Annotated in this window: 18 protein-coding genes; 12 read left to right on the top strand and 6 right to left on the bottom strand. The window is 67.4% G+C overall.

Annotated features, from left to right (window positions below; translation table 11 throughout):
• Nucleotides 1–320 precede the first annotated feature (320 nt).
• On the top strand, nt 321–3,278 hold the full coding sequence (locus ACTHQV_RS08080) for a TonB-dependent receptor plug domain-containing protein (RefSeq protein ID WP_440489470.1): 2,958 nt from the start codon (nt 321–323) through the stop codon (nt 3,276–3,278).
• Nucleotides 3,279–3,317: 39 nt separating this feature from the next.
• On the opposite strand, the gene ACTHQV_RS08075 is transcribed toward ACTHQV_RS08080, so the two are convergent.
• Nucleotides 3,318–4,208, bottom strand: coding sequence for a hypothetical protein (locus tag ACTHQV_RS08075; RefSeq protein ID WP_440489469.1), 891 nt, complete (start codon nt 4,206–4,208; stop codon nt 3,318–3,320).
• Nucleotides 4,209–4,267: 59 nt separating this feature from the next.
• Entirely contained in the window at nt 4,268–5,299 is a 1,032-nt protein-coding gene (locus ACTHQV_RS08070; RefSeq protein WP_440489468.1) for a LacI family DNA-binding transcriptional regulator, read from the bottom strand.
• A gap of 184 nt (nt 5,300–5,483) precedes the next feature.
• On the opposite strand from ACTHQV_RS08070, the gene ACTHQV_RS08065 reads away from it, so the two are divergent.
• From ACTHQV_RS08065 to ACTHQV_RS08030, 8 genes are all read left to right on the top strand, one after another.
• Nucleotides 5,484–6,725 (top strand): MFS transporter, encoded by a 1,242-nt coding sequence (locus ACTHQV_RS08065; protein ID WP_440489466.1) that lies wholly within the window; start codon nt 5,484–5,486, stop codon nt 6,723–6,725.
• Nucleotides 6,722–8,329, top strand: a complete 1,608-nt coding sequence (locus ACTHQV_RS08060) for a glycoside hydrolase family 43 protein (protein ID WP_440489464.1) — start codon at nt 6,722–6,724, stop codon at nt 8,327–8,329. Before ACTHQV_RS08065 ends, ACTHQV_RS08060 begins: the two co-directional genes overlap by 4 nt.
• A 76-nt stretch (nt 8,330–8,405) precedes the next feature.
• Nucleotides 8,406–8,951 carry a hypothetical protein gene (locus ACTHQV_RS08055; RefSeq protein WP_440489462.1) on the top strand — a complete coding sequence of 182 codons (546 nt, stop codon included), beginning with the start codon at nt 8,406–8,408 and terminating at the stop codon, nt 8,949–8,951.
• Between the two features lie 72 nt (nt 8,952–9,023).
• Entirely contained in the window at nt 9,024–9,635 is a 612-nt protein-coding gene (locus ACTHQV_RS08050; protein WP_242116397.1) for a TetR/AcrR family transcriptional regulator, read from the top strand.
• 334 nt (nt 9,636–9,969) lie between these two features.
• Nucleotides 9,970–10,368, top strand: coding sequence for a hypothetical protein (locus tag ACTHQV_RS08045; RefSeq protein ID WP_440489461.1), 399 nt, complete (start codon nt 9,970–9,972; stop codon nt 10,366–10,368).
• Complete coding sequence (locus tag ACTHQV_RS08040; RefSeq protein WP_440489460.1) at nt 10,365–11,612, top strand: efflux RND transporter periplasmic adaptor subunit; 1,248 nt, start codon at nt 10,365–10,367, stop codon at nt 11,610–11,612. The genes ACTHQV_RS08045 and ACTHQV_RS08040 overlap by 4 nt, the downstream gene beginning before the upstream one ends.
• Nucleotides 11,613–11,696: 84 nt before the next feature.
• Complete coding sequence (locus tag ACTHQV_RS08035) at nt 11,697–14,867, top strand: efflux RND transporter permease subunit (RefSeq protein ID WP_440489458.1); 3,171 nt, start codon at nt 11,697–11,699, stop codon at nt 14,865–14,867.
• Between the two features lie 12 nt (nt 14,868–14,879).
• Complete coding sequence (locus ACTHQV_RS08030; RefSeq protein ID WP_440489456.1) at nt 14,880–16,280, top strand: efflux transporter outer membrane subunit; 1,401 nt, start codon at nt 14,880–14,882, stop codon at nt 16,278–16,280.
• A gap of 5 nt (nt 16,281–16,285) precedes the next feature.
• Here the strand turns inward: ACTHQV_RS08030 and ACTHQV_RS08025 are convergent, their stop codons facing one another.
• Nucleotides 16,286–17,551, bottom strand: a complete 1,266-nt coding sequence (locus ACTHQV_RS08025; protein ID WP_440489455.1) for a PQQ-dependent sugar dehydrogenase — start codon at nt 17,549–17,551, stop codon at nt 16,286–16,288.
• Nucleotides 17,552–17,772: 221 nt separating this feature from the next.
• On the opposite strand from ACTHQV_RS08025, the gene ACTHQV_RS08020 reads away from it, so the two are divergent.
• Nucleotides 17,773–19,461 carry a GH39 family glycosyl hydrolase gene (locus ACTHQV_RS08020; protein ID WP_440489453.1) on the top strand — a complete coding sequence of 563 codons (1,689 nt, stop codon included), beginning with the start codon at nt 17,773–17,775 and terminating at the stop codon, nt 19,459–19,461.
• A gap of 89 nt (nt 19,462–19,550) precedes the next feature.
• On the top strand, nt 19,551–21,023 hold the full coding sequence (locus ACTHQV_RS08015) for a DUF389 domain-containing protein (protein WP_440489452.1): 1,473 nt from the start codon (nt 19,551–19,553) through the stop codon (nt 21,021–21,023).
• Between the two features lie 18 nt (nt 21,024–21,041).
• On the opposite strand, the gene ACTHQV_RS08010 is transcribed toward ACTHQV_RS08015, so the two are convergent.
• From ACTHQV_RS08010 to ACTHQV_RS08000, 3 genes are all read right to left on the bottom strand, one after another.
• Nucleotides 21,042–21,899: an SDR family oxidoreductase gene (locus ACTHQV_RS08010; protein ID WP_440489450.1), complete on the bottom strand. Its 858-nt coding sequence runs from the start codon at nt 21,897–21,899 to the stop codon at nt 21,042–21,044.
• 119 nt (nt 21,900–22,018) lie between these two features.
• Nucleotides 22,019–23,074, bottom strand: a complete 1,056-nt coding sequence (locus ACTHQV_RS08005; protein WP_440489448.1) for a zinc-dependent alcohol dehydrogenase — start codon at nt 23,072–23,074, stop codon at nt 22,019–22,021.
• Nucleotides 23,071–24,054, bottom strand: coding sequence for a lactonase family protein (locus ACTHQV_RS08000; RefSeq protein WP_440489447.1), 984 nt, complete (start codon nt 24,052–24,054; stop codon nt 23,071–23,073). Before ACTHQV_RS08000 ends, ACTHQV_RS08005 begins: the two co-directional genes overlap by 4 nt.
• A gap of 124 nt (nt 24,055–24,178) precedes the next feature.
• Here ACTHQV_RS08000 and ACTHQV_RS07995 point away from each other — a divergent pair, with 124 nt between their 5' ends.
• On the top strand, nt 24,179–25,687 hold the full coding sequence (locus tag ACTHQV_RS07995; RefSeq protein ID WP_440489445.1) for an MFS transporter: 1,509 nt from the start codon (nt 24,179–24,181) through the stop codon (nt 25,685–25,687).
• Nucleotides 25,688–25,747 lie beyond the last annotated feature (60 nt).

Below are 25,747 nucleotides of genomic sequence, written 5' to 3'. Positions count from 1 at the left end.
TAGCGGCATATAATCGAAGCAAAACCACAAGCATATCCGCTTGACTCATATCAAATGGTAACGTTACCGTGACTCACATCGGAGAATAGCCGGTTGGTTCGCCTTGTCGGCGGACTGTCGAATGGCGCCGACGGCAGGGGAGAGGAGGCGGAACCCGATGGGGACGTAATGGCTGAACGGCCTTCGCCGACGCATGCGGCGGTCCCGCAGTCCATGACATCGTCGGAATATAGTTCGGGTGCGGTTCGATGATGAACCGGCCGCCGCCCAGTGCTGCACGAAAAGACAGGGTCGCCAACGACCAGGGAACAGGGAGTAGGATGATGAAGAAGCTCAACAACGGTCGCGTCGCTTCGCTGCGGATCGGCGTCGCACCGATCGCGGTCGCGCTCGCCTGTCTGCTGCCCTCAGTCGCGCAGGCGCAACTGCCGCCTGTCGAAGCACAGGACGACACCGCGACGGCCGACCCCGCGTCCGACGAAGATGCGCCCGATATCGTCGTTACCGGATCGCGCATCACCACCAGCGGCTTCACCGCGCCGACCCCGACCACCGTCCTCGACGAAACCGCCATCGCCGCCAATGCGCAGCCGAACATCTTCAATACGATTGCGCAGCTGCCCTCGTTGCAGGGATCGACCGGCACCAGCGTCAACACCTTCAGCACGTCGAGTGGCGCACAGGGGCTCAGCTCCTTCTCGCTGCGCGGCGTCGGCGCGATCCGCACGCTGACCCTGCTCGACGGACAGCGCGTCGTCGGTGCGAACGTGACCGGCGTTCCCGATGTCAGCCAGTTCCCGCAACTGCTCATAAAGCGCGTCGACATCGTCAATGGCGGTGCATCGGCCTCCTATGGATCGGACGCGGTCGGCGGCGTCGTCAACTTCATCACCGATACCCGGTTCAAGGGGGTGAAGGGCAATCTTCAGGGCAGCATCACCGACTATGGCGACAACGAACAGGTGCTGGTCCAGCTGGCGGCGGGCACCAGCTTCCTTGAGGATCGTCTGCATCTGGTCGCCAGCACCGAATATGCCCGTGACGAGGGTGTCGGCGGTGGTGAATTCGGCATCGGCCTCGCCGGCGGGCGCGACTGGTTCAAGCAGACGACTTTGGTCAATCGCAACGTCACCAATGACGGGTCGCCGCAATATGTGCTGCGCGATTTCGCCCAGTCGACGACCTTCACCAAATATGGCCTGATCACCGCCGGACCGTTGCAGGGCATCGCCTTCGATCAATCGGGCCGCCCGTTCCAGTTCCAATACGGGTCGAACGGGGTGCCGTCGCGCGATGCATCCGGCACCGTGATCGGCTGTTTCTCGGGCTTCTGTCAGGGCGGCGACCTGTCGGGCAATGTCGATGCCGGGCGCTCGCTGCTGTCGGGGCTGGAACGGCTCAACAGCTATGGCCGGTTGGGTTTCGATTTCGCGCCGAACAACGAAATCTACCTGACCGCCAACATCGCGCGGGTGCGGACGAACAATCAGCCGGTCAATGGCCAGAACCGCCCGAACCTGACCATCCAGTGCGCCAATCCCTATGTCCCGGCATCGGTGCAGGCGGCATGCGCGACCGCGGGCATCACCAATTTCCGCTTCGGCACCAGCAACGCCGCGCTCGGCAATACGCAGGTCCATACCGATCGCCGCCAATACCGCTTCGTGCTGGGGACGAAGGGGCGGACCCCGGTGCTCGGCACCGACTGGAACTACGACATCTATGCCGAACACGGCACCAACCGGACGAAGATCGACGTCGACAACATCCTGCTGTCGAACCGCTTCAACCAGGCGATCAACGCGACCACGCTCAATGGCGCGATCGTCTGCGCCGATGCGACCGCGCGGGCGAGCGGCTGCCAGCCGCTGAACGTCTTCGGCGGCAATCCCTCCGAGGCGGCGTTGCGCTACATCATGCCGGCCAACGGCCCGCGCCAGCGCACCCGCCAGTCGCAGGACGTGGTCAGCCTGAACTTCTCGGGCTCGCCGCTGCAATCCTGGGCCGGGCCGGTATCGGTCGCGTTCGGCGGCGAATTCCGCCACGAATTCTACCGCGTCACCGCCGATCCCTATGGCGCGGGCATCGCCGCTTCGCCGTACGATGCGACCTATCCGTTCGACCCGGTGCTGCTATCCACCGGCAACAACTGGTATGCCGGCAATTACAAGAACGGCACCGGCGCCTACAGCGTCAAGGAAGCGTTTGCCGAAGTCGACGTGCCGCTCTTGAACGGCGATGCGACCGGCCGCGCCAGCATCAATGCCGCGGCGCGTATCACCGACTACAGCACGTCGGGCACCGTCTGGGCATGGAAGGTCGGCGGCACCTGGGACCTGCCGATCGACGGCCTGCGCCTGCGCGGGGTGACGTCGCGCGACGTGCGGGCGCCCAACCTGTCGGAACTGTTCGCGGCACCGGTCACCACGACGCTGCCCAACTTCCTCGACCCGTTCCGCAACGTCAACGTGCTGGCGATCCAGAACACGATCGGCAACACTAGCCTGACGCCCGAGATAGCGCGCAACACCACCGCCGGCATCGCCTTTTCGGGGTCGAGCTGGCTGCCCGGCGTCAGCCTGTCGGTCGACTATTACAAGATCAGGATCACCGACGTCATCTCCAGCCTCGGCGCGGCCGATATCGTCGACCTGTGCTTCCGCGGCATCCTTCCCGAGACGTGCAGCGCGTTCAACCTGAACAACGCGTCCGGGCCGAACTTCATCAACGTACAGGCATTCAACCTTGCGTCGATCGACACTGACGGCTTCGATATCGAGGCGAGCTATCGCTGGCAGCGCCCGCTCGGCCTGCCCGGACAGCTGACGCTGCGCGCGCTCGCCACCCATATCCGCAAGTTCGTGACCGATACCGGGCTGACCGGCACCATCCCCAACGACACGGCGGGGGTGAATATCGGCAACACGCCCGACTGGAAATGGCTGGCGGTGCAGAGCTATGAGACCGACAGCTTCTCGCTGCTGGTGCAGGAACGCTGGTTCAGTGACGGCGTGCTCGGCAACCAATATGTCCGCTGCGACGCCGGTAGCTGCCCGGTATCGACGTTGACGCGCCCAACCATCGACCAGAATTTCGTGCCCGGCGCCTTCTACATGGATATCGGCGGCACCTACAATCTGTCCGAAGGCGTGACAGCCTATGCCAAGGTCGACAATCTGTTCAACCGCGATCCGGCCAAGTCGCCCTTCTTCGTCAACCCGGCACTCTACGACGTGCTCGGCCGCACCTATCGCGCAGGGGTGCGCTTCTCCTTCTGAGGCAGCGTTGGTCCGGACGGCGGCACGGCCGTCCGGATCCTATAACCGCTTGCTCTCGATCGTCAGTCGATCGTCCTTGCAGAAGCCGCAGGCGGGGCCGGTGAAATAACCGGCCGCCTTGCCATCGCCCTTCAGTTTCCAGTCGAGCCATCTGGTGACGACGGTGGCGGCGACGCCGCCATGCGGCTGCATATAGGTGCCGCCATGCCCGACCGGCACGTTGACCAGCGCGGCGGGGATATGGTCGATCCGGCGGTAATCGTCGGTGCCGTTGCCGTACGCGATGTCGGTCGTACCGCCCAGAACGTACAGCACCGATCCGTGCAGCGTGTTCAGCAGCTTCTTGTCCGACACCACGCCCGCGATCGGGTTGGCGCCCTCGGGAAAGAAGCCGCTGTTCATCACGACCGCGGTGGTAACCCGCGGGTCCTGCGCCGCCGACAACGCCTGCAACCCGCCGCAGCTGAAGCCCGACACCGCGATCCGGTCGGTCGCGATCCGCCCGGCGAACGGGCTGGCGGCGCGGCCATTCTCGCGCTGTGCCCAGTCGATCGCATCGGTCAGCGCCTTGGTCTCGGTCGGCGCCGCCATCCGTCCCGCAGGCGCAGCGGGCTTGGGTGCGGCGGGGCGGGGGATCGTGCCCGATGCGATCACCAGATACCCATGCGACGCGATCTCGAGCAGATGGTTGCGCGAACTGGTCCCGTCGGCGCTGCACGCGCCATTGCCGAAGACATAGATGGGCAACGCCCCGCGCCGGACCTTGCGCAGATCGGCCGGACGATAGACGACATGATCGGGCAGGTCGGCGCGTTCCTCGAACAGCGCGGGGTAGGGGCCAGAGCCGCGTTCTTCCGGTGCATCGGCGGTCATCGCCGTCAGTGCCACGCCCGCCATCGCCGCCACAGCCGCCCGTCGAATCGCCCGCATGCCCACTCTCCCCTCGATCGTTGCCGACAGCCTGTCACGGCGGGCGAAGCCGCGCAATGTCAGGCGCTTGGCGGCGCCGTCGACTCGCGTTCGATCAGGTCATGGTCCAGCACCCGCAGCCGTTCGTCGGCCGGCAGCGCGCTACCGGCGCGCATCTCGCGGATCAGCAGCTGCAACGCCTCGGCCGCAAGCTGCTGCACCGGCTGGCGGATCGTCGTCAGCGGCGGCCACAGCGTCACCGCCGCCGTGCTGTCGTCGAAGCCGGTGACGGTCAAGTCGGCAGGGACGTCGAGATGGCGGCGATGCGCGACCGACACCACCGCCGCCGCCATGTCGTCGTTGCTGGCGAAGACCGCGGTTGGGCGCTCGTCGGCACCCAGCAACGCCTCCCCCGCGATCAGGCCGGAAGCATAGCTGAAATCGCCCTGCACGATCGTCGCCACGACGTCCCCCGCCTCGGCGACCGCCGATCGGAACCCGTCGAGCCGGGCGATACTTGCGTGCTGGTCCGGATTGCCGACGACGAAGCCGATCCGGCGATGCCCCATCGCGATCAGATGCCGGGTCATGTCGCGCGCTGCGCCGCGATCGTCGATCCCGACCGAGATCGCATCCGTCGCGACCGCGCCGACCAGCGCGACCGGCACCGCCGCATCGTGCAGCAACTTCCGCAGCCCGTGCGCTTCGCCCAGCGGCGGGGCGAGGATTACGCCGCCGATTCCGGAGGCAAGCAGGCGCTCGACCGCATCGGCCGACGGCGCGCCGCCCGCCTGTCCCTTCAGCAGGATCAGTTGTGCCGCGCGGTTCGACGCCTCCTCGAACACGCCGGCCAGGAAATCGCCCATGAACGCCGCGCTGGGGTTGGAATAGATCACGCCGATGCGGATCTCTTTCAACGTCACCAGGCTGCGCGCCATCAGGTTCGGCGTATAGTTCAGCTCGCGGATCGCATCGTTGACGATCGCGCGCGTTTCCTCGCGCACGCCGGTATCGCCGTTGATGACCCGCGACACCGACATCGGCGAGACCCCGGCATATTTCGCGACATCGATGATCGTGACGCTGCGACGTCGGCGGGTGGGTTGGGTCAATCGTCTCTCGGGCAGCGAATTGCATAGGGCGATGGCCGGCCGCGACAGCCCCTGCCGGATGCACGATCGGCCATCGTCCCATCGTATCGGCGAGGGCCTGCGTCGGGCAAGCGCCGATATCGGACTTGCATTCCCAGTCGCACAGCGCCTACCACCCGATGGTAACGTTACCGGGAGGGGTAATTTGGCGCGATTCAAATCGGTGCGCTGGACGATCATCGCGCTCTTCGTCGGGGCGATGGTCATCAACTACCTGACCCGCAGCATCCTCGGCGTCGCGGCCCCCGCGATCATGACCGAACAGGGGATTTCGTCCCAGCAATATTCGTGGATCACCGGCGCGTTCCAGTTCGGGATCATGTTTCAGCCGGTCGCCGGCTATCTGCTCGACCTGATCGGGCTGAAGGTCGGCTTCACCCTGTTCGTCGCGGTCTGGTCGCTCATCACCATGGGGCATGGCCTCGTGACCGGCTGGTTCGGTTTTGCCGCGCTGCGCGGCGCGCTGGGGCTGGTCGAGGGGTCGGCACAGCCGGCGGGGATGAAGGTCGTCGCCGAATGGTTTCCCGCGCGCGAACGCGGGGTGGCCGGCGGCATCTATCAGATCGGTGCCTCGTTCGGTGCGGTGCTGGCGCCGGTGCTCGTTGCCTGGGCGGTGTTCAACTATAGCTGGCGGGCGGCCTTCTTCGTCGCCGGCGGCCTCGGCCTGCTCTGGGTCGTGGCATGGCTCGCCTGGTATGCGCCGCCGCGCCGTCACCGGGCGCTGTCGGTCGAGGAACGTGACCTGATCCTCGGTGGGCAGGAACCGGAACTGGCGCAGCAGCGCCGCCGCCCGCCGCTTGGGCAACTACTGCGCCGGCGCAATCTGTGGACGATCGCCGCCGCGCGCTTCCTCGCCGATCCCGTCTGGGGCATGCTGTCGCTGTGGATGCCGCTCTATCTGGTACAGGTTCGCCAGTTCGACCTGACCCAGATCGCGATGTTCGCATGGCTGCCCTTCCTCGCCGCCGATCTCGGCTGCCTGTTCGGGCCGGCGGTGGTCGCGTGGCTGCAACGGCGCGGCGTCGACCTGATCGATGCACGCCGCTGGGCGTTCACCATCGGCGCATTGCTGATGACCGGCATGATGTTCGTCGGCACGGTCGGCAGTCCGCTCGCGGCCGTCGCGCTGCTCTGTCTCGGCGGCTTCGCGCACCAGACGCTGTCGGTGACCGTCATCACCATGACGTCGGACCTGTTCCCGCAGGATCAGGTGGCGACCGCCACCGGCGTGTCGGGTACCGCCGCCAATCTCGGCGTGCTGATCTTCACGCTGGTGCTCGGCTCGCTGGTCGACAGCGTCGGCTATCAGCCCTTCTTCATCCTGCTCGGGCTGCTCGATCTGGTCGGTGCCGCGCTGCTCTGGACCCTGATACGAAAGTCCGTATGACCATCGGCAATCCCATCCTGCGCGGGTTCAATCCCGATCCGTCGATCGTTCGCGTCGGCGCCGATTATTATATCGCCACCTCGACCTTCGAATGGTTTCCGGGGGTCCAGATCCATCATTCGCGCGATTTTGCCAACTGGCGGCTGGTGTCGCGGCCGCTCCGCCGTCCGACCCAGCTCGACCTGCGCGGCAATCCCGATTCCTGCGGCGTCTGGGCACCCGACCTCAGTTTCGCTGATGGCCGGTTCCACCTGATCTATACCGACGTCAAACGCTATGGCCGCACCACCGTCGACGGGGCGCGCGGCGCGTCGCTGCGCGATTTCCATAATTACTGGGTGTGGAGCGACCGGATCGACGGCGACTGGTCCGATCCGGTGCACCTCAACAGCAGTGGCTTCGATCCCGCGCTATTCCATGACGATGACGGGCGCAGCTGGCTGCTCAACATGCTGTGGGACCATCGCCCCGATCGCAAGCGCTTCGCCGGGATCGTCGTGCAGCAAATGGACCTTACCACCGGACAACTGCTCGGCGAACGCCGCACGATCTTCGAAGGGACCCCGCTCGGCTTTACCGAAGGACCGCATCTCTACAAGCGCGACGGCTGGTATCACCTGCTCGTCGCCGAAGGTGGCACCGAACGCAATCATGCGGTGGTCATGGCCCGCTCGCGCGACCTCTTCGGCCCCTATGAAGCCCATCCCGACGGCCCGGTGCTGACCGCGCGCGGCCGGCCCGACCTGCCGTTGCAACGCGCCGGCCATGGCGATCTGGTCGACACGCCGAACGGAGAGACATGGCTCGCCTATCTGTGCGGCCGTCCGCTGCCTGACAGCGACCGCTGCGTGCTCGGCCGCGAGACCGCGATCCAGCCGATGACATGGGGCGACGACGGCTGGCTGCGACCCGCGCTGCCACGGGCCGAGGTGCCGGGGCCGGCGATCGCGCCGCATGCGACCGATACCGTCGACATCTTCGACGGTCCCGACCTGCCCGAACCCTTTCAGTGGCTGCGCACCCCTTACCCCGACCGGCTATTCAGCCTGACCGCACGGCCCGGCCATCTCCGCCTGTTCGGACGCGAGACGATCGGCAGCCATTTCGAACAATCGCTGGTCGCACGTCGGCAGCAATCCTGGTGCTACACCGCCACGACCGAAGTCGACTTCACCCCCCACGACTTTCAGCAGGCCGCCGGGCTGATCTGCTATTACAATTCGACCAAATATCATTTCCTGCACCTCACCGCCGATGACGCCGGACGGCGCCAGTTGCAGGTGCTGTCGGTCGAACCGGTCGGGGAGGGGCGCAGCAGCGCGTCTGCCCCGGTCGCTGTACCCGAAGGCCCGATCGAACTGTGTGCCGAGGTCGATCGCGAACGGCTGCGCTTCGCCTTCCGTGCGCAGGGGCAGGACGATTGGCGATGGCTGGACGGCGAGTTCGATGCCAGCCTCCTGTCGGACGAAGCGACCATTACCGGCCTGCCCAACTTCACCGGCACCTTTGTCGGCATGGCGTGTCAGGACATGTCGGGGCGGGGGACGCCCGCCGATTTCCGCTACTTCGCCTATCGGGAGCACGAACCACAGCCCGCATCCTGATCCGCCCAGCACCCCTCGTTTTTGCCGCCCCGCTGCCCTATCATCGCGCGGTCCGCTCCCAGCCGTTCGAGAAGCCGTGGCCCGCAAGCAAGCGCTGAAGGTGTTCCGTACCCCGATCGGGTTCCACGACGCCTATGTCGCCGCTCCCAGTCAGAAGGCGGCGCTGGCGGCATGGGGCAGCAGCGCCGACCTGTTCGCGCGTGGCGTCGCCGAACGGGTCACCGACGAAGCATTGATGCGCGAACCGCTGGCATCGCCGGGGACGATCGTGCGGCGCCTGCGCGAAGGCGATGCCGACGCCCTTGCCGAAGGTGACACGCCCAAGCGGAAGAAGCCGGCCGGCAAAACGAAGGCCAAGCCACCGGCAAAGCGGCGCCCCGACCCCGGTCCGCGCCCGTCACGCGCCGCTTTGGCCGCTGCCGAGGAGGCGCTGGATCAACTTCGGTCGCAGCAGGCGCGCGAGGAAGCCGATCTGCGCGAGCGGGAAAAGGCGATCGAACGCGAACGGCGCGACCTCGACCGGTCGCACCAACGCGATCTTGCCGCGGCAGAAGCGGCGGTGGAGAAGGCCCGCCGCGACCATGCGTCGGCGCTCGACCGCTGGCTCGCACGGCAGGAGTGATCGGATACGATAGCCGCTTGTGTCGCCCGGCCCCCTTGCACAACCGTGCGAATAGAATATGTACCGTCCGTTATGGAAAAGACGTCGACTGTTGCCGCCAAGGGTAGACCCAGGGAATTTTGCGTCGACAATGCGCTGGCGGCGGCGCTCGGCGTGTTCTGGTCGAAGGGGTATGAGGGCGCTTCGATGAGCGACCTGACCGAGGCGATGGGCATCACCAAGCCCAGCCTCTACGCCGCCTTCGGCAACAAGGAAGCGTTGTTTCACAAGGCGCTCGACCTCTACGAGAACGAAAAGCTCGAATATACCCGCGAAGCGCTGAAACAGCCGACCGCGCGGGCTGTCGCCGAACATTTCATGCGCGGCGCGATCGATGCGCAGATGAGCAGCTGCGATCCCAAGGGCTGTCTGGGCGTCATCAGCGCGACTGCGTGTGGCGCGGAGGCAGCCTCGATCAAGGCCGATGTGATCCAGCGCCGCGCCTCGTCGCAGGCGGCGCTGGTCGAACGCTTCGAACAGGCGAAGCGCGATGGCGACCTGCCCGATCATGTCGATATTTCGGGCCTTACCAGCTACTTGTATGCGATTCTTCAGGGGATGGCAGTGCAGGCTGGATCGGGTGCGACCCGCGCCGAACTGGAGCGCGTGGTCGAGACCAGCCTGATGATGTGGCCGGGGCGGTAGAATATTTCTACCGACCGGTACAAAAGGCGTTGACGAACCGGATCGCCGTTAATATACCAGTCAGTATAGAAGAGGGCATCGCAACGGTGCTCCGGCTCTCGCAAGGACGCCGCTATGCTCGAACCTGACTGTCGCACGGTCATCGCCCTGTAATTCGGCGGTACGTGCAACCTTCGTAACCTTTGCCGCAGAACGCGCTCCGCCTGGACCTTGATGGTTCGGGCGCCGGCGACCTGCGTCCCCGCACCAGCGCCTCGGCTCCGAAAGGGGGGCTTTGGCGGTCGCCCCCGCGCGTCCGCTGCTGCGTGCCTCTGCCTGTTTGGGAGGATTTCTCATGGCTTATGTCGATTTCTCCGGCGACACGCTGTTCGCCACCCCCGCCGCCGCCGCCCCCGTCGTAGAGGCCGCCGAACCCGCCCCGACCGGGCTCAGCGCGCTCGAATGGTCGGTGGTGGCGCTGGCCCAGCGCGACCGGATGGCGTCGCTGCGCGAACCGTCGCCCTTGTCGATCGCGCTCGGCCGGGTGTTCGGCACCCGCCGCCGCGACCCCAATCTCGCCGACCCGAAGCTGGAGGCGCTACGCCGCATGGCGGTGCTCAGCTGGCATCGCGGCTTCGCGGTCCCGGTTCATGAACTCGCCGCCTTCTTCGCCGCCGGTTTCAACACCGATCAATATGAAACGATGCTCGCCAGCATCAGCGCGGCACAGGCGTCGCGAAAGGCCCGCGCATGAACATGCTCTCCGCCATCCACAAGTCCGACGCGGTCGACGCGCCGGCCGCTTCCCATCGCTCGCGCTGGCGACGCGCCGGCTGGGTCGCGGTGCCGGTCCTCGCGCTGGGCGCCGCCTGGGGCCTGTTGCAGCAGGACACGCCGGCCGTCGCGGCAATGCCGACCCCGACCGTCGAGGTCGCTGCACCGCTCATCCGCAACGTGACCGAATGGGACGATTTCGTCGGCCGGTTCGAAGCATCGAAATCGGTCGAGGTGCGTCCCCGCGTCTCGGGCGCGATCACCGGCGTGCACTTCACCGACGGCGCGATCGTGCGCAAGGGGCAGTTGCTCTTCACCATCGACCCGCGCCCCTTCGCCGCCGCCCTTGCCGAAGCGCGCGCCAGCGTCGCGGGGGCCGCCAGCGACTTGGCGCTCGCCCGCGCCAATCTGGACCGCGCCAACCGGCTGGCCGCCGACGATGCGGTATCGAAAAGCGATCTCGACCAGCTCGCCGCCCGCGTCCGCGCGGCGCAGTCCGCGCTGGTCGCGGCACAGGCACGAGTGCAGGCCCGCGCGCTCGACATGGAATTCACCCAGGTCCGCGCCCCGATCGCCGGCCGCATCTCCGACCGGCGAATCGATGCCGGCAATCTGGTCGCGGCGGGCGAACCCAACGGCACGCTGCTGACCACGATCAACGCGCTCGACCCGATCTATTTCGCGTTCGACGCCTCTGAAGGACTGTTCCTGAAATCGAAGCGCGCCGGGGCCGAAGGCGCGGCGGTCGAGGTCCGGTTGCAGGACGAGGCGGCGTATAGCCGCACCGGCCGGCTCGACTTTACCGACAACGGTCTCGACCCACGATCGGGGACGGTGCGCGGGCGGGCGGTGCTCGCCAATCCCGACCTGTTCCTGACGCCCGGCATGTTCGGCAACATGCGCCTCGCCAATGCCGGCACGATGCGCGCGCTGCTGGTTCCCGACGCCGCGATCCAGACCGATCAGGCGCGCAAGACCGTCCTGACCGTCGCCGGCGACGGCACCGTTGCCGCGAAGCCGGTGACGCTCGGCCCGGTCGTCGACGGCCTGCGGATCGTGAAATCCGGCCTGTCGGACCGCGACCGGATCATCATCAGCGGCACGCAGATGGCGATGCCGGGCGCTAAGGTGCAGGTCCGCCCCGCGACCATCACCGCCACCCGCGCCACCGCCGCTCCAAAGCCAGCAGCGACGATCGGCGAGGCGACCTTCGCTGGCAACTGACCGCGATCAACGGGGAAGCCCGTTCGTCCGCACCCCCTGAATTCCGACACCCTCTGACCACGCCCGTCGGGCGAGGAGGCACCCATGCGCCTGTCGCGCTTCTTCATCACGCGCCCGATCTTTGCCGGCGTCATCGCGGTCGTTATCACGATCGTCGGCGGCCTCGCCTATTTCGGGCTCCCCGTCTCGCAATATCCCAACATCGTGCCGCCGACGGTCACGGTCGCCGCGACCTATCCGGGTGCCGCGGCGGAGACGGTCGCCGAAACCGTCGCCGCCCCGATCGAGCAGGAGATCAATGGCGTCGACGGGATGCTGTACCAGTCGTCGCAATCGACCGGCGACGGGCGGGTGACGATCACCGTCACCTTCAAGCCCGGCACCGACCTCGACGCCGCGCAGGTGCTGGTCCAGAACCGCGTCGCGATCGCGACCCCGCGCCTGCCGCAGGAGGTGCAGCGCCTCGGCATCGTTACTAAGAAGACGACCCCGGACTTTCTAATGGTCGTCAATCTGGTGTCGCCCGACCGTTCGCTCGACACGCAATATCTCTCCAACTACGCACTGACGCAGGTCAAGGACCGGCTCGCCCGCATTGAGGGAGTGGGCGACGTCCAGCTCTTCGGCGCGCGCGACTATGCGATGCGGGTGTGGATCGACCCCGGCCGTGCCGCCGCGCTGAACCTGACCGCGGGCGACATCGTTCAGGCGCTGCGGGCGCAGAACGTACAAGTCGCCGCCGGCACGCTCGGCCAGCCGCCCTATAATCAGGGCAATGCCTTTCAGTTGAACGTCGAGACGCAGGGTCGCCTGACCGAGCCGCAGCAATTCGCCGATGTCGTGATCCGCACCGACGCCGATGGCCGGCAGGTCCGCGTGCGCGACGTGGCACGCGTCGAACTGGGCGCGGCCGATTATTCGACCAACACCTATCTGTCGGGCGAACCGACCGTGCTGCTGGGTGTCTTCCAGCGCCCCGGATCGAACGCGCTGGCCGCGGCGGAGGCGATCACCGCCGAGATGGACACGCTGCAAAAGACCTTCCCCAAGGGGCTGGAATACCGCGTCATCTACAACCCGACCGAATTCATCGCCCAGTCGATCGACGAAGTGATGAAGACGCTGGGCGAGGCGATCGTGCTGGTCGTGCTGGTCATCATCGTGTTCCTGCAACGCTGGCGCGCGGCGATCATCCCGGTCGTGGCGATCCCGGTATCGCTGATCGGCACCTTCGCGGTGCTGCTGCTGGTCGGTTATTCGCTGAACAACCTGTCGCTGTTCGGGCTGGTGCTGGCGATCGGGATCGTCGTCGACGACGCGATCGTGGTGGTCGAGAATGTAGAACGCAATCTGGCCCGCGGTATGATCCCGCTACAGGCAGCCTTCACGTCGATGGACGAGGTGGCCGGCGCGCTGGTCGCGATCGTCGCGGTGCTGTGCGCGGTGTTCATCCCGACGCTGTTCATGAACGGCATCTCGGGCGCCTTCTATCAGCAGTTCGCCGCGACCATCTCGACCGCGACGATCATCTCGCTGATCGTGTCGCTGACCCTGTCGCCGGCGCTCGCCGCGCTGCTGCTGAAGGGTCATGCCGAGGACGCGCCAGTAAACTCGCGCTTCATGCGCATGCTGCGGCGGGCCGGCGACGGCTTCAATCGCGGGTTCGAGGCGATGAGCGAGCGCTACAGCCGGATGACGCACGCGCTGGTGACCCGGCCGAAGCGGGTGATGGTCGCCTATGCCGGGCTGATCGGAGCGACCGTCGCGATGCTGTGGACGACGCCGACCGGCTTCATCCCGCAACAGGATCAGGGCTATTTCCTGACCATCATCCAGTTGCCCTCCGGATCTTCGGTCGAACGCACCGACGCGGTGATGCGCAAGGTCGCCAGCCGTATCCTCCCGCTCGACGGGGTGAAGGGCGCGGTGATGCTCGCCGGCTTCGACGGCCCGTCGCAGACGCTCGCGCCCAATGCCGCCGCCGCCTATATCCCGCTCAAGGACTTCAAGGATCGCAAGGGCCTGCACGTCAGCCAGATCATGGCCGAAGCGCAGAAGGCGACCGCCGACATCACCGAAGCGCGGCTGATGATCGTGCCGCCGCCGGTCATTCAGGGCATCGGCGCCGCCGGTGGTTTCCGGATGATGGTGCAGGACAAGGGCGGCCACGGCTATCAGGCGCTGGGCAAGGAAGCCTATGCCCTGATCGCCAAGGCCAATCAGGCACCCGGCCTCGCCGGCGCCTATACCTTCTTCGACACCGCCACGCCGCGTGTCTTCGCCGATATCGACCGGGCGAAATCCGACCTGCTCGGCGTGCCGCCGGAACGCGTGTTCGAGGCGCTGAACGTCTATCTCGGCTCGGCCTTCGTCAACGATTTCAACCTGCTCGGCCGCACCTATCGCGTCACGGCGCAGGCCGACGCACCGTTCCGCGCGACCGAGAGCGATATCGCCAACCTCAAGACGCGCTCGAACGCCGGCGGCATGGTGCCGATCGGATCGCTGGCGACGTTCGAGGACAAGACCGGCCCGTACCGTGTCGTGCGCTACAACATGTTCCCGGCGGTCGAATTGGACGGGAACACCGCGCCTGGCTTCTCCTCGGGCCAGTCGCTCCTGACGATGGAGAAGCTGGCGGACGAGACGCTGCCCGCCGGCTACAGCACCGAATGGACCGATATCGCCTTCCAGCAGCAGCTGGCCGGCAATACTGCCGCGGTCGTCTTCGCACTGGCCGTCGTGTTCGTCTTCCTCGTGCTGGCGGCGCAATATGAAAGCCTCGTGCTGCCGCTGTCGATCATCATGATCGTGCCGATGTGCCTGTTGGCGGCGATGATCGGCGTCAATCTGCGCGGCATGGACAACAACGTCCTGACCCAGATCGGTCTGGTCGTCCTGATCGCACTGGCCGCCAAGAACGCGATCCTCGTCGTTGAGTTCGCACGACAGGCGGAGGCGGAGGACGGGCTGTCGCCGATCGAGGCGGCGGTGCGCGCGGCGGGCGACCGGTTGCGCCCGATCCTGATGACCAGCTTCGCCTTCGTGCTGGGCGCGGTGCCGCTGCTGGTGGCGACCGGGGCAGGGGCCGAGTTGCGGCAGGCGCTGGGAACCGCGGTGTTCTTCGGCATGCTGGGCGTCACCGGCTTTGGGCTGGTCTTTACCCCCACCTTCTATGTCGTCTGCCGCGCGCTGGGCGATCGGTTGCGGTTCCGCCGGCCGCAGCCTGACGCAACGCTCCAGCCCGCCGAATAAGGGAGCCAGATCATGGTCCGCATCCTCCTCGCCTCCGCCGCCACGCTGGCGCTCGCCGCCTGCACGGTCGGTCCCGACTATCGCGCTCCGGTCACGCCATCGGCCGCCGCCGGCCCGTTCGTCGCCGCCGGTCCGGCGGTGAACACGACCGCGGCAGCCGATGATCGCTGGTGGCAACTCTATCGCGACCCGGTGCTCGACGGGCTGATCGCCGACGCGCTGGCGGCCAATACCGACATCCGCGTCGCCGTCGCGCGGCTCGCCGCCGCCCGCGCATCGCTGCGCGAGGTGCGCGGCGACCGCCAGCCACAGGGGACGGCGGGGGCCAGCGCGACCTATGGCCGGCTGTCGGCGATCCAGCGTCCCCCCGGCCTCGACCGCGAGAACTGGACCGTCGATACCGGTCTCGACGTCGCCTATGAGGTCGACCTGTTCGGGCGCATCGGCCGCACTGTCGAGGCGGCGCGTGGCGAGGTTGGCGCGGCTGAGGCCGACGCCGACAGCGTTCGCGTCGCGGTGGTCGCCGATACCACCCGCGCCTATGCCGACGCTGCCGCTGCCGCCGAACGACTGGCGGTGGCGGAACGCATCGTCGCGCTGATCGACCGGTCGCTCAGGGTAACGCAGGGGCGGGCGCGGGTCGGGTTGACCACCGGACTCGATACCGCACGGATCGCCGCGCTGCGCAACCAGCGACAGGCGGATATCCCCGCCATTGCCGCCGAGCGGCAGGCGGCACTGTTCCGTCTCGCCACGCTGACCGGGCGGACCCCGGCCGAACTGCCCACGATCGCGTCGGAACGCAGCGCGACGCTGCGACTGGCGCAACCGATCCCGGTCGGCGACGGCGCGGCGCTGCTGGCACGGCGACCCGATGTCCGCGCCGCCGAACGCCGTCTGGCGGCGGCGACCGCGCGGATCGGGGTGGCGACCGCCGATCTTTATCCGCGGATCAGTCTCGGCGGATCGATCGGATCGACCGGCACGGGGCTTGGCAATGTGTTCGGTGCGGGGCCGCTCAACTGGCTGCTCGGTCCGCTGCTCAGCTGGAACGTCAATCCGGCCAAGGCGCGCGCCCGGATCGCCGGGGCGGAGGCGAACAGTCAGGCGGCCCTCGCGACGTTCGACGGCGTGGTGCTTACCGCGCTGGGCGAGACCGAGACGGCCCTGTCGAACTATGCCCGCGCGCTCGACCGCCGCACCGCGCTACAGGCGGCGCGCGATCAGGCGGCGGTCGCCGCGCGCATCACCCGTGCCCAGCAGCGCGAGGGGCAGATCGACAGCCTCGCGCAACTGGATGCCGAACGCACCTTCGCCGATACCGAAGCAGCACTGGCGCTGGCCGACGCGCAGATCGCCGATGCGCAGATCGACCTGTTCCGCAGCCTCGGCGGCAGCTGGACCAGCAGTTAAGAGGATCAACCCGCGCGTGGCGAGGTGAGCCTTAGCAGCCGCCCGTCGCTGCCGTCCTCCAGCAGCCACAGCGCGCCGTCCGGCCCGGCCATGACCGCGCGGATGCGCGCGCCCATGTCCCAACGTTCCGCCTCGCGCGCGGTCGTGCCGTCGAACGCGATCCGCACCAGTGCCGTTGCGGCCAGTCCGCCGACGAATGCCGAGCCGCGCCACTGCGGGAACATGTTGCCGTTGTAGAAGGCGAGGCCCGCCGGCGCGATCACCGGTGTCCAGTAGAGCGCCGGCTCGCGGAATTTGGCGTTCCCGGCGGGCGATGCGATCGGCGTGTCGTCGTAATTCTTGCCATAGGACACGACCGGCCAGCCATAATTGCCGCCCGCTTCGATCAGGTTCAATTCGTCGCCGCCCTGCGGTCCCATCTCGGTTTCCCACAACCGCCCCTGCGCGTCGAAGGCGAGGCCATAGGGATTGCGATGCCCGGTCGACCAGGTTTCGGCCGGCGTCAGATTGGGTGCCGGCATCTCGGTCTTGCGCACCGCCGCCTTCGCTGCCGCGCCGGTATTTTCGGGCGGATCGATGATGCCGATCACGGTCGCGCCGGTCTTGCCCGCCTGCGGATTGCCGGGGGCGGGCTTGCCGTCGAGCGTCAGGCGCAGGATTTTGCCCAGCGCCTGATCGGGGTCCTGCGCCGGCGTGAAGCGCTGCCGCTCGCCCGAGGTCAGGAACAGGTAGCGGCCGTCGGGCGAGAAGGCGATATAGCCGCCGAACTGCCCGCCGGCACCGCGCGGCAATTGCCGCCACAGCACCTGCACGTCGCGCAACGCCGGCTGCGAACCGTTCAGATCGAGCGTGCCGCGCGCCAGCGCCAGCCCGTCGCCCCCTTCGCCCGGTTCGGAATAGGTCAGGTAGACGTGCCGGGTCTGCGCGAAATCGGGGGAGGTCGCCACGAACAACAGCCCGCCTTGCCCCTCGAAATGCACCTTGGGCACGCCCGAGACTGCCGTCTTGGTGCCTGACGCGGCGACCAGCCACAGCCCGCCGGGCTTCTCGGTCACTAACATCCGCTGGTCGGGCAGGAAGGCCAGCGCCCATGGATTGTCGAAGGTTGCGATGGTCGCGGTCTTGAACGGCTTGGTCTTGGCCGGCGTCGCCGTGCCGTAATTGACGGGCGCCGCTGCCTCCGGCGCGGTCGCGTTCTGCGCCGGCTGGGACGTGCCGCAACCAGGCAGCAAGAACAGGGTGCCGAGACTTAGCAGGGGAAATCGCAACACGGATCGCCTTTCGGACAGGAGTTCGCGACAGACCGCGACCACATCACAAGGGCGATACGATCCCTTCGAAGTCAATGGCCTGGGTCGTGATCCAAATCATCGCCGTACGCAATTACCGCTTGCGGCCGTCAGCTTTTTTGTAGGAGTAAACAATCGGTTCGGCAAGAGGTTCGCGCGGAAGCGGCCCATGGATCGAGCGACAACCAATGGAGGAGAGGCGCATGATCCGTTTTCCCGAACTGGCGGCGCTGGCCGCCGCGTTGCTGCCGGGAACGGCCGCAGTGGCACAGACGCGGCCCGCCGCCGCTGCGGCACCGGCGGCGGTTCGCGAAGTGTCGGTCACGGTCGATGCGCGCAAATCGCTGGGGCCGTTGCCGCCGGCGTGGCGCTTCTTCGGTGCCGACGAACCCAATTACGCGACGATGAAGGATGGGCGGAAGCTGCTGGTCGAACTGGGCGAACTGAAACCGGGCGAGGTGTTCTTCCGCGCGCACAATCTGCTCAGCACCGGCGACGGCACCGCCGCATTCAAATGGGGCAGCACCAACGCCTATACCGAGGGTCCGGACAGCAAGCCGGTCTATGACTGGACGATCGTCGACAACATCATCGACACCTATCTGGCGCGCGGCGTCCGCCCCTACCTCCAGATCGGCTTCATGCCCGAAGCATTGTCGACCGCGCCCAAGGGGACGCCCTACCAGCATAGCTGGCGCCCGGGCTTCGATTACCGGCTGATCGCCACCGGCTGGACCTATCCGCCGAGCAGCTACGAAAAATGGGCCGAACTGGTCTATCAATGGACCAGGCATAATGTCGAACGCTATGGTGCGGACGAGGTGAACCGTTGGTATTTCGAAGTCTGGAACGAGCCGGATTCGAAATTCTACTGGCAGGCATCGCCCGAGGACTTCAACAAGTTGCATGATTTCGCGATCGACGCGGTGCGCCGCGCGCTGCCGACCGCGAAGGTCGGCGGTCCCGACGTCGCGGTCGCCGGCGACTTCATGGACGGCTTCATGCGCCATGTCGCGTCGGGCAAAAATTACGTGACCGGCCAGACCGGCACGCCGACCGACTTCTTGTCCTTCCATGCGAAAGGCGCGCCGAGCTTCGTCGACGGCCATGTCCGCATGGGGCTGTCGACGCATCTGCGCAACGTCGACCGCGGCTTCACCCGCGTCGCCGGCTTCCCCGCGCTCGCCGCAAAGCCGATCGTGATCGGCGAGAGCGATCCCGAAGGCTGCGCGGCTTGTCCGGGGCCGCAAAACGCCTACCGCAACGGCACCATGTATTCGAGCTACACCGCCGCCAGCTTCGCGCGCATCTGGGATCTGGCGGCACGGCGGAAGGTCAATCTGGACGGCATCCTGTCCTGGTCGTTCGAGTTCGAGGACCAGCCATGGTTCGCCGGGTACCGCCAGCTATCGACCAACGGCGTCGATCTGCCGGTGCTCAACGTCTTCCGCATGTTCGCGAAACTGGGTCCCGAACGCATCGCCGCGACCAGCAGCGCGCAGCTGCCGCTCGACACGATCGTCCGCGACGGGGTGCGCGGCGACGCCGATATCGGCGCGCTGGCAACGCGGACGCCCGACGGCCGGGTCGCGGTGCTGTTGTGGCATTATCACGACGACGACGTCGCCGGGCCGGTCGCGCAAGTGAAGCTCGATCTCGCCGGGATGAAGGCCGGATCGGCGACGCTATGGCGCGTCGATGGCGACCATGCGAACGCCTTCACCGCATGGCAGCGCGTGGGATCGCCGCAGTCGCCCAACGAAAAACAATATGCCGAACTGGAGGCGGCATCGGCGATGCAGCCGGAAACGGTGAGCGCCACCGGCGGCCGGTCCTTCATCATCGCCCTGCCACGGCAGGGGGTCGCGCTGCTCACCCTCGACCGCCGCTGACCCCATCGCCTGTTCAAATCCGGCAGTGCGACGTTATGGTGCACCGCACGTTGGACGTATCGGATGGAACGGGCGGGAGCGACGATGGAATGACGGCAACGACGGCAGAAGGCCGGGAAAAGGCGCGCCGCTGGTGGTCGATATGGGTCGTCGGAGGGGTGGATCATGACGCGGTCCTGCGCCAGATCGCCGAGGATTCGGGGTGGTCGGGGCGCTATGCGTTCCTGATCGTCGTGTCGGCGGCGATTTCGCTGCTGGGGCTGTTGATGCCGTCGGTCGCGGTGCTGATCGGGGCGATGCTGTTGTCGCCGCTGATGATGCCGATCATCGGCCTCGGGTTCGGCATCGCAACGCTCGACACGCGCGAGATCCGGCGCGCGGCGATCGCGCTGGTCGCGGGCGCGGCGATCGCGGTCGCGCTGTCGGTGGTGCTGGTCAGCCTGTCGCCGATCCAAACGATCACCAGCGAGATTGCCGGCCGCACCCGGCCTACGCTGTTCGACCTGCTCGTCGCGCTGCTGTCGGCGGTCGCCGGCGCCTATGCGCTGATCCGCGGGCGGGGCGGCACGGTCGTCGGCGTCGCCATCGCCATCGCGCTGATGCCGCCGCTGGCGGTGGTCGGATTCGGCATCGCCACGCTGAACTGGACCGTGTTTTCGGGATCGCTGCTGTTGTTCCTGACCAACGCGATCACCATCGCGCTGACCGCCGCGCTGGTCGCACGCGTCTATGGCTTCGGCAGCCATTTGTCGCCGCAGCATACCGGATGGCAGCTGATGCTGTTCGTCGTGGCATTGGGCGTGCTGTCGGTGCCGCTCGGCACCGGCCTGCGCCAGATCGCGTTCGAGGCGGTCGCCCAGCGGCAGGTGCGCGATACGATCCGCGACCGCTTTCCCGACGCTTCGCGGCTGGGACAGCTCGATATAGACTATGCCGCGACGCCGATCCGGGTCCGTGCGGTCGTGCTGACGCCGACGCTCGATCCGGAGGCGGATCGCGTGCTCGTCGCCGACCTGCAGAACCGGCTCGGCCGCAGGATCGACCTGCATGTCGACCAGTTGCGCGTCGATCCGGGTGCCGGCGGCGTCGAGGCGGCACAGATCGCGCGCGCCGCGGTCACTACGCCCGATCCCGACCGCGAACAGCAGCGTGCGCTCGCCGATCTCGCGCTGATCGCCGGAAACGATGGCTCGCGAGCCGAAGCCGATCCGGCCACTCGGACGCTGCGGGCCACCGCCGCGCCGCTGCCGGGGCTCGGCATGGCCGGATACCGTGCGCTGGAGGCACGGGCGCAGCGGACGCTGACCGCATGGCAGGTCCAGCTTTCCCCGCCGGCCGATGCGCCGCTGCCGGCCATCCCTATCGATGCCGGCGTCATCGACAGCGGTGCGCTCGACGCGGCGGCATGGGGATCGGCGCGGCTGGGGCGCGCAATTGCGGTCGATGGCGGCACCGCCGGCCAGCGCCGCGCCGTGGCCGCAGGGATCGTCGCCCGCGGCGGCACGGCAGCCGCAGGCAGCGCGGGGGGCACGCTCCGCCTCGGGTGGGCGGCGGCGACCTGACCGGCCGCCGCGCCATCGTTAGAGGAACGCCCGCCCGCCGGTGACCGGGATGGTCGCGCCGGTGATATAGCTCGCCTCGTCGCTGGCCAGCAGGACATAAGGCGGGGCGAGTTCGGCGGGCTGCGCTGCGCGGCCGAGCGGCGTGTTCTCGCCGAACGACTTGACCGCCTTCTCGGGCATGGTCGACGGGATCAGCGGCGTCCATACCGGCCCCGGCGCCACCGCATTCACCCGGATCTTGCGATCGGCGAGCAGCTGGGCGAGACCGGAGGTAAAGTTGTTGATCGCGCCCTTGGTCGTCGCATAGGCGAGCAGTTGCGGGCTGGGGTCCTGCGCGTTGATCGACGTCGTGTTGATGATCGACGCCCCTTCGCCCATATGCGCGACCGCCGCCTTCGACAGGTAGAACATCGCATGGATGTTGGTGGCGAAGGTCTGCTGCCATTCCTCGTCGGGAATGTCCTCGATCTTGTCGAACGTCCGCTGGTGCGCGGCGTTGTTGACCAGCACGTCGATCCGGCCGAATGCTTCGGCGGCCTTCGCGATCACGTCGCGGCAATGCGCCGGATCGGACAGGTCGCCGGCGACCAGCACCGCCTGCCGCCCCTCGGCCTCGACCAGCTTGCGCGTCGCCTCGGCATCATCATGTTCGTCGAGGTAGGAGATCAGCACGTCCGCACCTTCGCGGGCAAAGGCGATCGCGACCGCACGGCCGATGCCGCTGTCGCCGCCGGTGATGATCGTCTTCTTGCCCGCCAAGCGGCCCGATCCCTGGTAACTGTCCTCGCCATGGTCGGGACGCGGGTCCATCGCCTCGGTCCGGCCGGGGATCGACTGCTGCTGCTCGGGATAGGGCGGGGTGGGGTGGTCGGTCATGCGTTACGCTCCACGATAGAACCCGGCTGCGACGGGCAGCACGGTCATCGCAACGGCCAACGGGTCGCCGGCAGGCGCGTTCCGTCGAAAGCACCGGACTGTAACTTGCGTAAATTCTTTCACCCGATCGTCAGCCCGACGAAGATCGCACCGGTCCGCCGCCCGTCCTGCGCGGTTTCGAACGCCTCGTTGATGCGCTCAAGCGGGAAGCGGTGGGTGATGAGCTCCTGAGTCCGTAGCTTGCCGCGCGTGAGCAGGTCGAGCACCGTTGCCTGTTCGGAATACAGGTCGTGAAACGCGAAGCTGGCGCTGGGGATCAGCGTGATTTCCGACATCTGGATACGCTGCCATTCCAGCGCGATGCTGGTCTCGCCCGCGTCGAAGCCGCCGACGATCACCACCTTGCCGCCGCGCCGCACCAGCCGCGTGGCGAGCGGCAGCGTATCGGGCATCGATTCCCCGCCCGCGCATTCGAACACGATATCGGCGCCGCGCCCATTGGTCATCGCGCGGATCGCCGCCACCGGGTCTTCGTGGTCCGATTGGACGACGCGATCGGCGCCCAGTCGCTCGGCAAGTTCGAGCGCATGCGGCACGGTATCGATGATGAGCACCTCCGCCCCGCTCGCCTTCGCCAGCATCAACTGGCCCAGCCCGATCGGCCCGGCGCCGATGATCGCGACCCGCGCGTTGATCGTCAGGCCGGAGAGATGCTGCGCGTGCAGCCCCACCGCATAGGTGTCGAGCAGCGTGGCATCGTCATAGCCGATCTGGTCGGGCAGCTTGTGGAACTTGTGCTGCGGGCCGACTACCAGCTCGGCATAGGCGCGCCACACGCTTGCCCGCCGGGTCGGGTACAGGTCGGGACAGCGATTATATTGCTGCACCCGGCACCATTCGCAGCTCCCGCAGCCGAGCACCGATTCGATCAGCACCCGGTCGCCGACCGCGACGCGGGTGACGTCCGCGCCGATCTCGACCACTTCGCCGGCCAGTTCATGGCCCATGATGCAGCAATGCAGTTCCTCCTCCGCCTTCTCCCAGTGGCGCAGGTCGGTGCCGCAGATGCCCGCCATCCGCACCCGCGCCTTGACCCAGTCGGCGGCGGGCAGGTCGGGGGCGTCGACCTCGGCGATCTCGAAGCGGCCATCGGCGGTCTTCAGCGCGGCTTTCATGCATAGGCTCCCAGAAAGGCGGCACCGGGCACATCGGCGCGGGCAAGGATGCGGTCGTCGTCGATCGGCACCAGCGTGACCCCGCCCGTTTTCTCGTGCGCGACCAGCAGGCGATCGCCGTCCAACGCCACGAACCGCGGCGATACGCCGCCGCTCGGCCGGTCATCGATCGCCCGGACCGATCCATCCGCTGTGATCTCGAAGCGCGCGACGCTGTCATGGCCGCGATTGGTGACGTAGAGGCGATCGCCGTCGCGCAGGATCGCCCCGGCGAGATTGTCCGCACCCGCCGGCACCGTCGACACGGTCTGGCGCGCGACCAGCATCCCGTCCACCTGCCGGTCGAGCACGGTCAATGTCGAGGCGAGTTCGCTCACCAGATACAGCACCGGCAGCTTGGGGTGAAAGGCGATCTGCCGCGGACCGCTGCCCGCCGGCGCGCGATAGGCGATGCGCGGCGTGCCCAGCTGTCCCGCCTCCGGTGCGAACGTCAGGATACAGTCGCTGCCGAGGTCGGTGACGTACAGGTCGCCCGCCGGCCCAAAGCCGACCCAATGCGCATGCGGCCCCGCCTGCCGATCCGCGACCGGACCGTGCCCGTCATGGCGGTAGCGATCGGGTACACCGCTTGGCAGGCCATGGTCGTCGATTGCGAACAGCGCGATCGTCCCGTCGCCGTAATTCGCGACCGCCAGCAGCGTGGCCGCAGCGTCCAGCGCCAGATGACAGGGCGCATCGCCGCCCGACGCGAAGCATGCGACCTGTCGCCAGCCGGTTGCTGCATCGAGCACGACGACCGTGCCCGCGACCTCGTCGACCAGATACCAGTAATTGCCCCGCCGGACCCCGGCGGACACATTTTGCGCCGGGGCGACCACCCGCTCGACCCGCAGCCGGTCATGGGCACTGCGCAGCAGATACAGCCCCACCGCACCGGCATCGGCATAGCCGCCGGCGATCCATAGATGTTCGTCGTTCATCGTTCGACAAAACCAACGAGCGTCCTGATGGTCGCGAACAAATGCCGGATATTTCAGTTACATGGATCAGGGTTCGCGCAGACGGCACGAACCCGTTCCGCCACCCGGGCGTTGCCCGATCGCGATGCGCCTGCACCCCCAATCCGATCTGACCCTGGCGGACCGCGAACGCGGCCTGCGGCTGCTGGTGATCGAGGCCGCCTTTTCGGGCGGCGCGGCGGCGCTGACCAGCGGCGTGATCCTGACCGCGTTCGCGCTGCATCTGGGTGCGTCGAACGTGATGGTCGGGCTGCTCGCGGCGACCCCGTTCCTGGCGCAGTTGCTGCAACTGCCGGCGATCCAGCTGGTCGAGCGCTGGCGCCGGCGCAAGGCGATCGCGGTATTCTCGAGCATCATCGGCCGCCTGATGCTGCTGGTCATGGCGCTGCTCGCCTTTTCGGGCGGCACGCCCGCGCTGCTGACGTTCCTTGCCGCGCAGATGGTGCTGTGCGGGCTGGGCGCGATCGGCGGCTGCGCTTGGAATGCATGGATGCGTGATCTGGCGCCCGAGGACCGGCTGGGTGACGTCTTCGCCCGGCGGACGATCTGGCTGACCGCGATCAGCCTCGTGCTGGGTCTGGCGGCGGCGCTGGCGCTCGACTGGACCGCCGCGGGATCGACCGCGCGCGACATGGTGTTCGCGGCGATGTTCGTCGCGGGCTGCGTCACCGGCCTCATCAGCGCGCGGCTGGTGGCAATGATGCCCGAACCGCTGATGCCGCCCGCCGATGGGCCGATCGACCTGCGCGCGCTGCTCCGCGCCCCCTTGCGCGACCGTAATTTCAGCCGGCTGCTGGTGTTCGTCGCCAGCTGGCAATTCGCCATCAACCTCGCCACGCCGTTCTTCACGGTCTTCATCGTCCGCCAGCTGCATTTCAACGTCAGCTTCGTGCTGTTGCTCAGCGTCGTCAGCCAGATCGCCAACATCCTCGCGCTGCGCCTCTGGGGCCGGCTGAGTGACCGCTTCGCCAATAAATCGGTGCTCGCGGTCTGCGCGCCCGCCTATATCCTCGCCATCGTCGCGATGATCGGCGCGTCGCAGTTCGGCGACCGGACGCTGGTCAAGCTGTGGCTGGTCGCGCTGCATCTGGTGATGGGCGCGACGATCGCCGGGGTGACGCTCGCCAGCACCAATATCGCGCTGAAACTGTCGCCCAAGGGGTCGGCGACCGCCTACGTCGCGACCAATGCGATGACGACCGCGATCGCCGCCGGGCTGGCCCCGATCCTCGGCGGGCTGCTCGCGCAATTTTTCGCCGCGCGCCAGTTCGAACTGGTCGCGCGGTGGAGCGGCCCGAACGGCGTCTGGACGCTGCCGATCGTGCTGACCGCCTGGGACTTCTATTTCCTGCTCGCCGGATTGATCGGCATCTACGCCATCCACCGCCTGTCGCTGGTCAAGGAACGCGGCGCGATCGAACGGCGTGAGATGGTCGGACAGGTGCTGAACGAGACGCGGCGGTCGATCCGCAACATCTCCTCGGTCGCTGGCCTGCGCGCCGCGACCGACCTGCCCGGCGCATTGCTGCGCGACGCCCGGTTGCGCGTCCGCCTGCGCCGCGCACAACCGGCGCACCGGCAACGAATGTCCTAGCGCAGGTTAGCAAGTCGCTGTTTTCAGGCAAGTTTCAGGAACTGCCCCGGCGGCGCCGGC

The sequence above is a fragment of the Sphingomonas sp. SAFR-052 genome, from assembly GCF_051965015.1.
Lineage (GTDB): Bacteria > Pseudomonadota > Alphaproteobacteria > Sphingomonadales > Sphingomonadaceae > Sphingomonas.
The sequence above is the reverse complement of the archived record's forward strand: the minus strand, read 5'-3'. Positions and strand labels throughout refer to the sequence as shown.

Excerpts from the sequence above, each read along its gene's own strand:
- ACTHQV_RS08000 (WP_440489447.1), bottom strand. The coding sequence starts at position 24,054 with ATGAACGACGAACATCTATGGATCGCCGGCGGCTATGCCGATGCCGGT.
- ACTHQV_RS08075 (WP_440489469.1), bottom strand. The coding sequence starts at position 4,208 with ATGCGGGCGATTCGACGGGCGGCTGTGGCGGCGATGGCGGGCGTGGCA.
- ACTHQV_RS08060 (WP_440489464.1), top strand. The coding sequence starts at position 6,722 with ATGACCATCGGCAATCCCATCCTGCGCGGGTTCAATCCCGATCCGTCG.
- ACTHQV_RS08035 (WP_440489458.1), top strand. The coding sequence starts at position 11,697 with ATGCGCCTGTCGCGCTTCTTCATCACGCGCCCGATCTTTGCCGGCGTC.
- ACTHQV_RS07995 (WP_440489445.1), top strand. The coding sequence starts at position 24,179 with ATGCGCCTGCACCCCCAATCCGATCTGACCCTGGCGGACCGCGAACGC.
- ACTHQV_RS08005 (WP_440489448.1), bottom strand. The coding sequence starts at position 23,074 with ATGAAAGCCGCGCTGAAGACCGCCGATGGCCGCTTCGAGATCGCCGAG.
- ACTHQV_RS08030 (WP_440489456.1), top strand. The coding sequence starts at position 14,880 with ATGGTCCGCATCCTCCTCGCCTCCGCCGCCACGCTGGCGCTCGCCGCC.
- ACTHQV_RS08040 (WP_440489460.1), top strand. The coding sequence starts at position 10,365 with ATGAACATGCTCTCCGCCATCCACAAGTCCGACGCGGTCGACGCGCCG.
- ACTHQV_RS08045 (WP_440489461.1), top strand. The coding sequence starts at position 9,970 with ATGGCTTATGTCGATTTCTCCGGCGACACGCTGTTCGCCACCCCCGCC.
- ACTHQV_RS08050 (WP_242116397.1), top strand. The coding sequence starts at position 9,024 with ATGGAAAAGACGTCGACTGTTGCCGCCAAGGGTAGACCCAGGGAATTT.
- ACTHQV_RS08080 (WP_440489470.1), top strand. The coding sequence starts at position 321 with ATGATGAAGAAGCTCAACAACGGTCGCGTCGCTTCGCTGCGGATCGGC.
- ACTHQV_RS08010 (WP_440489450.1), bottom strand. The coding sequence starts at position 21,899 with ATGACCGACCACCCCACCCCGCCCTATCCCGAGCAGCAGCAGTCGATC.
- ACTHQV_RS08020 (WP_440489453.1), top strand. The coding sequence starts at position 17,773 with ATGATCCGTTTTCCCGAACTGGCGGCGCTGGCCGCCGCGTTGCTGCCG.
- ACTHQV_RS08015 (WP_440489452.1), top strand. The coding sequence starts at position 19,551 with ATGACGGCAACGACGGCAGAAGGCCGGGAAAAGGCGCGCCGCTGGTGG.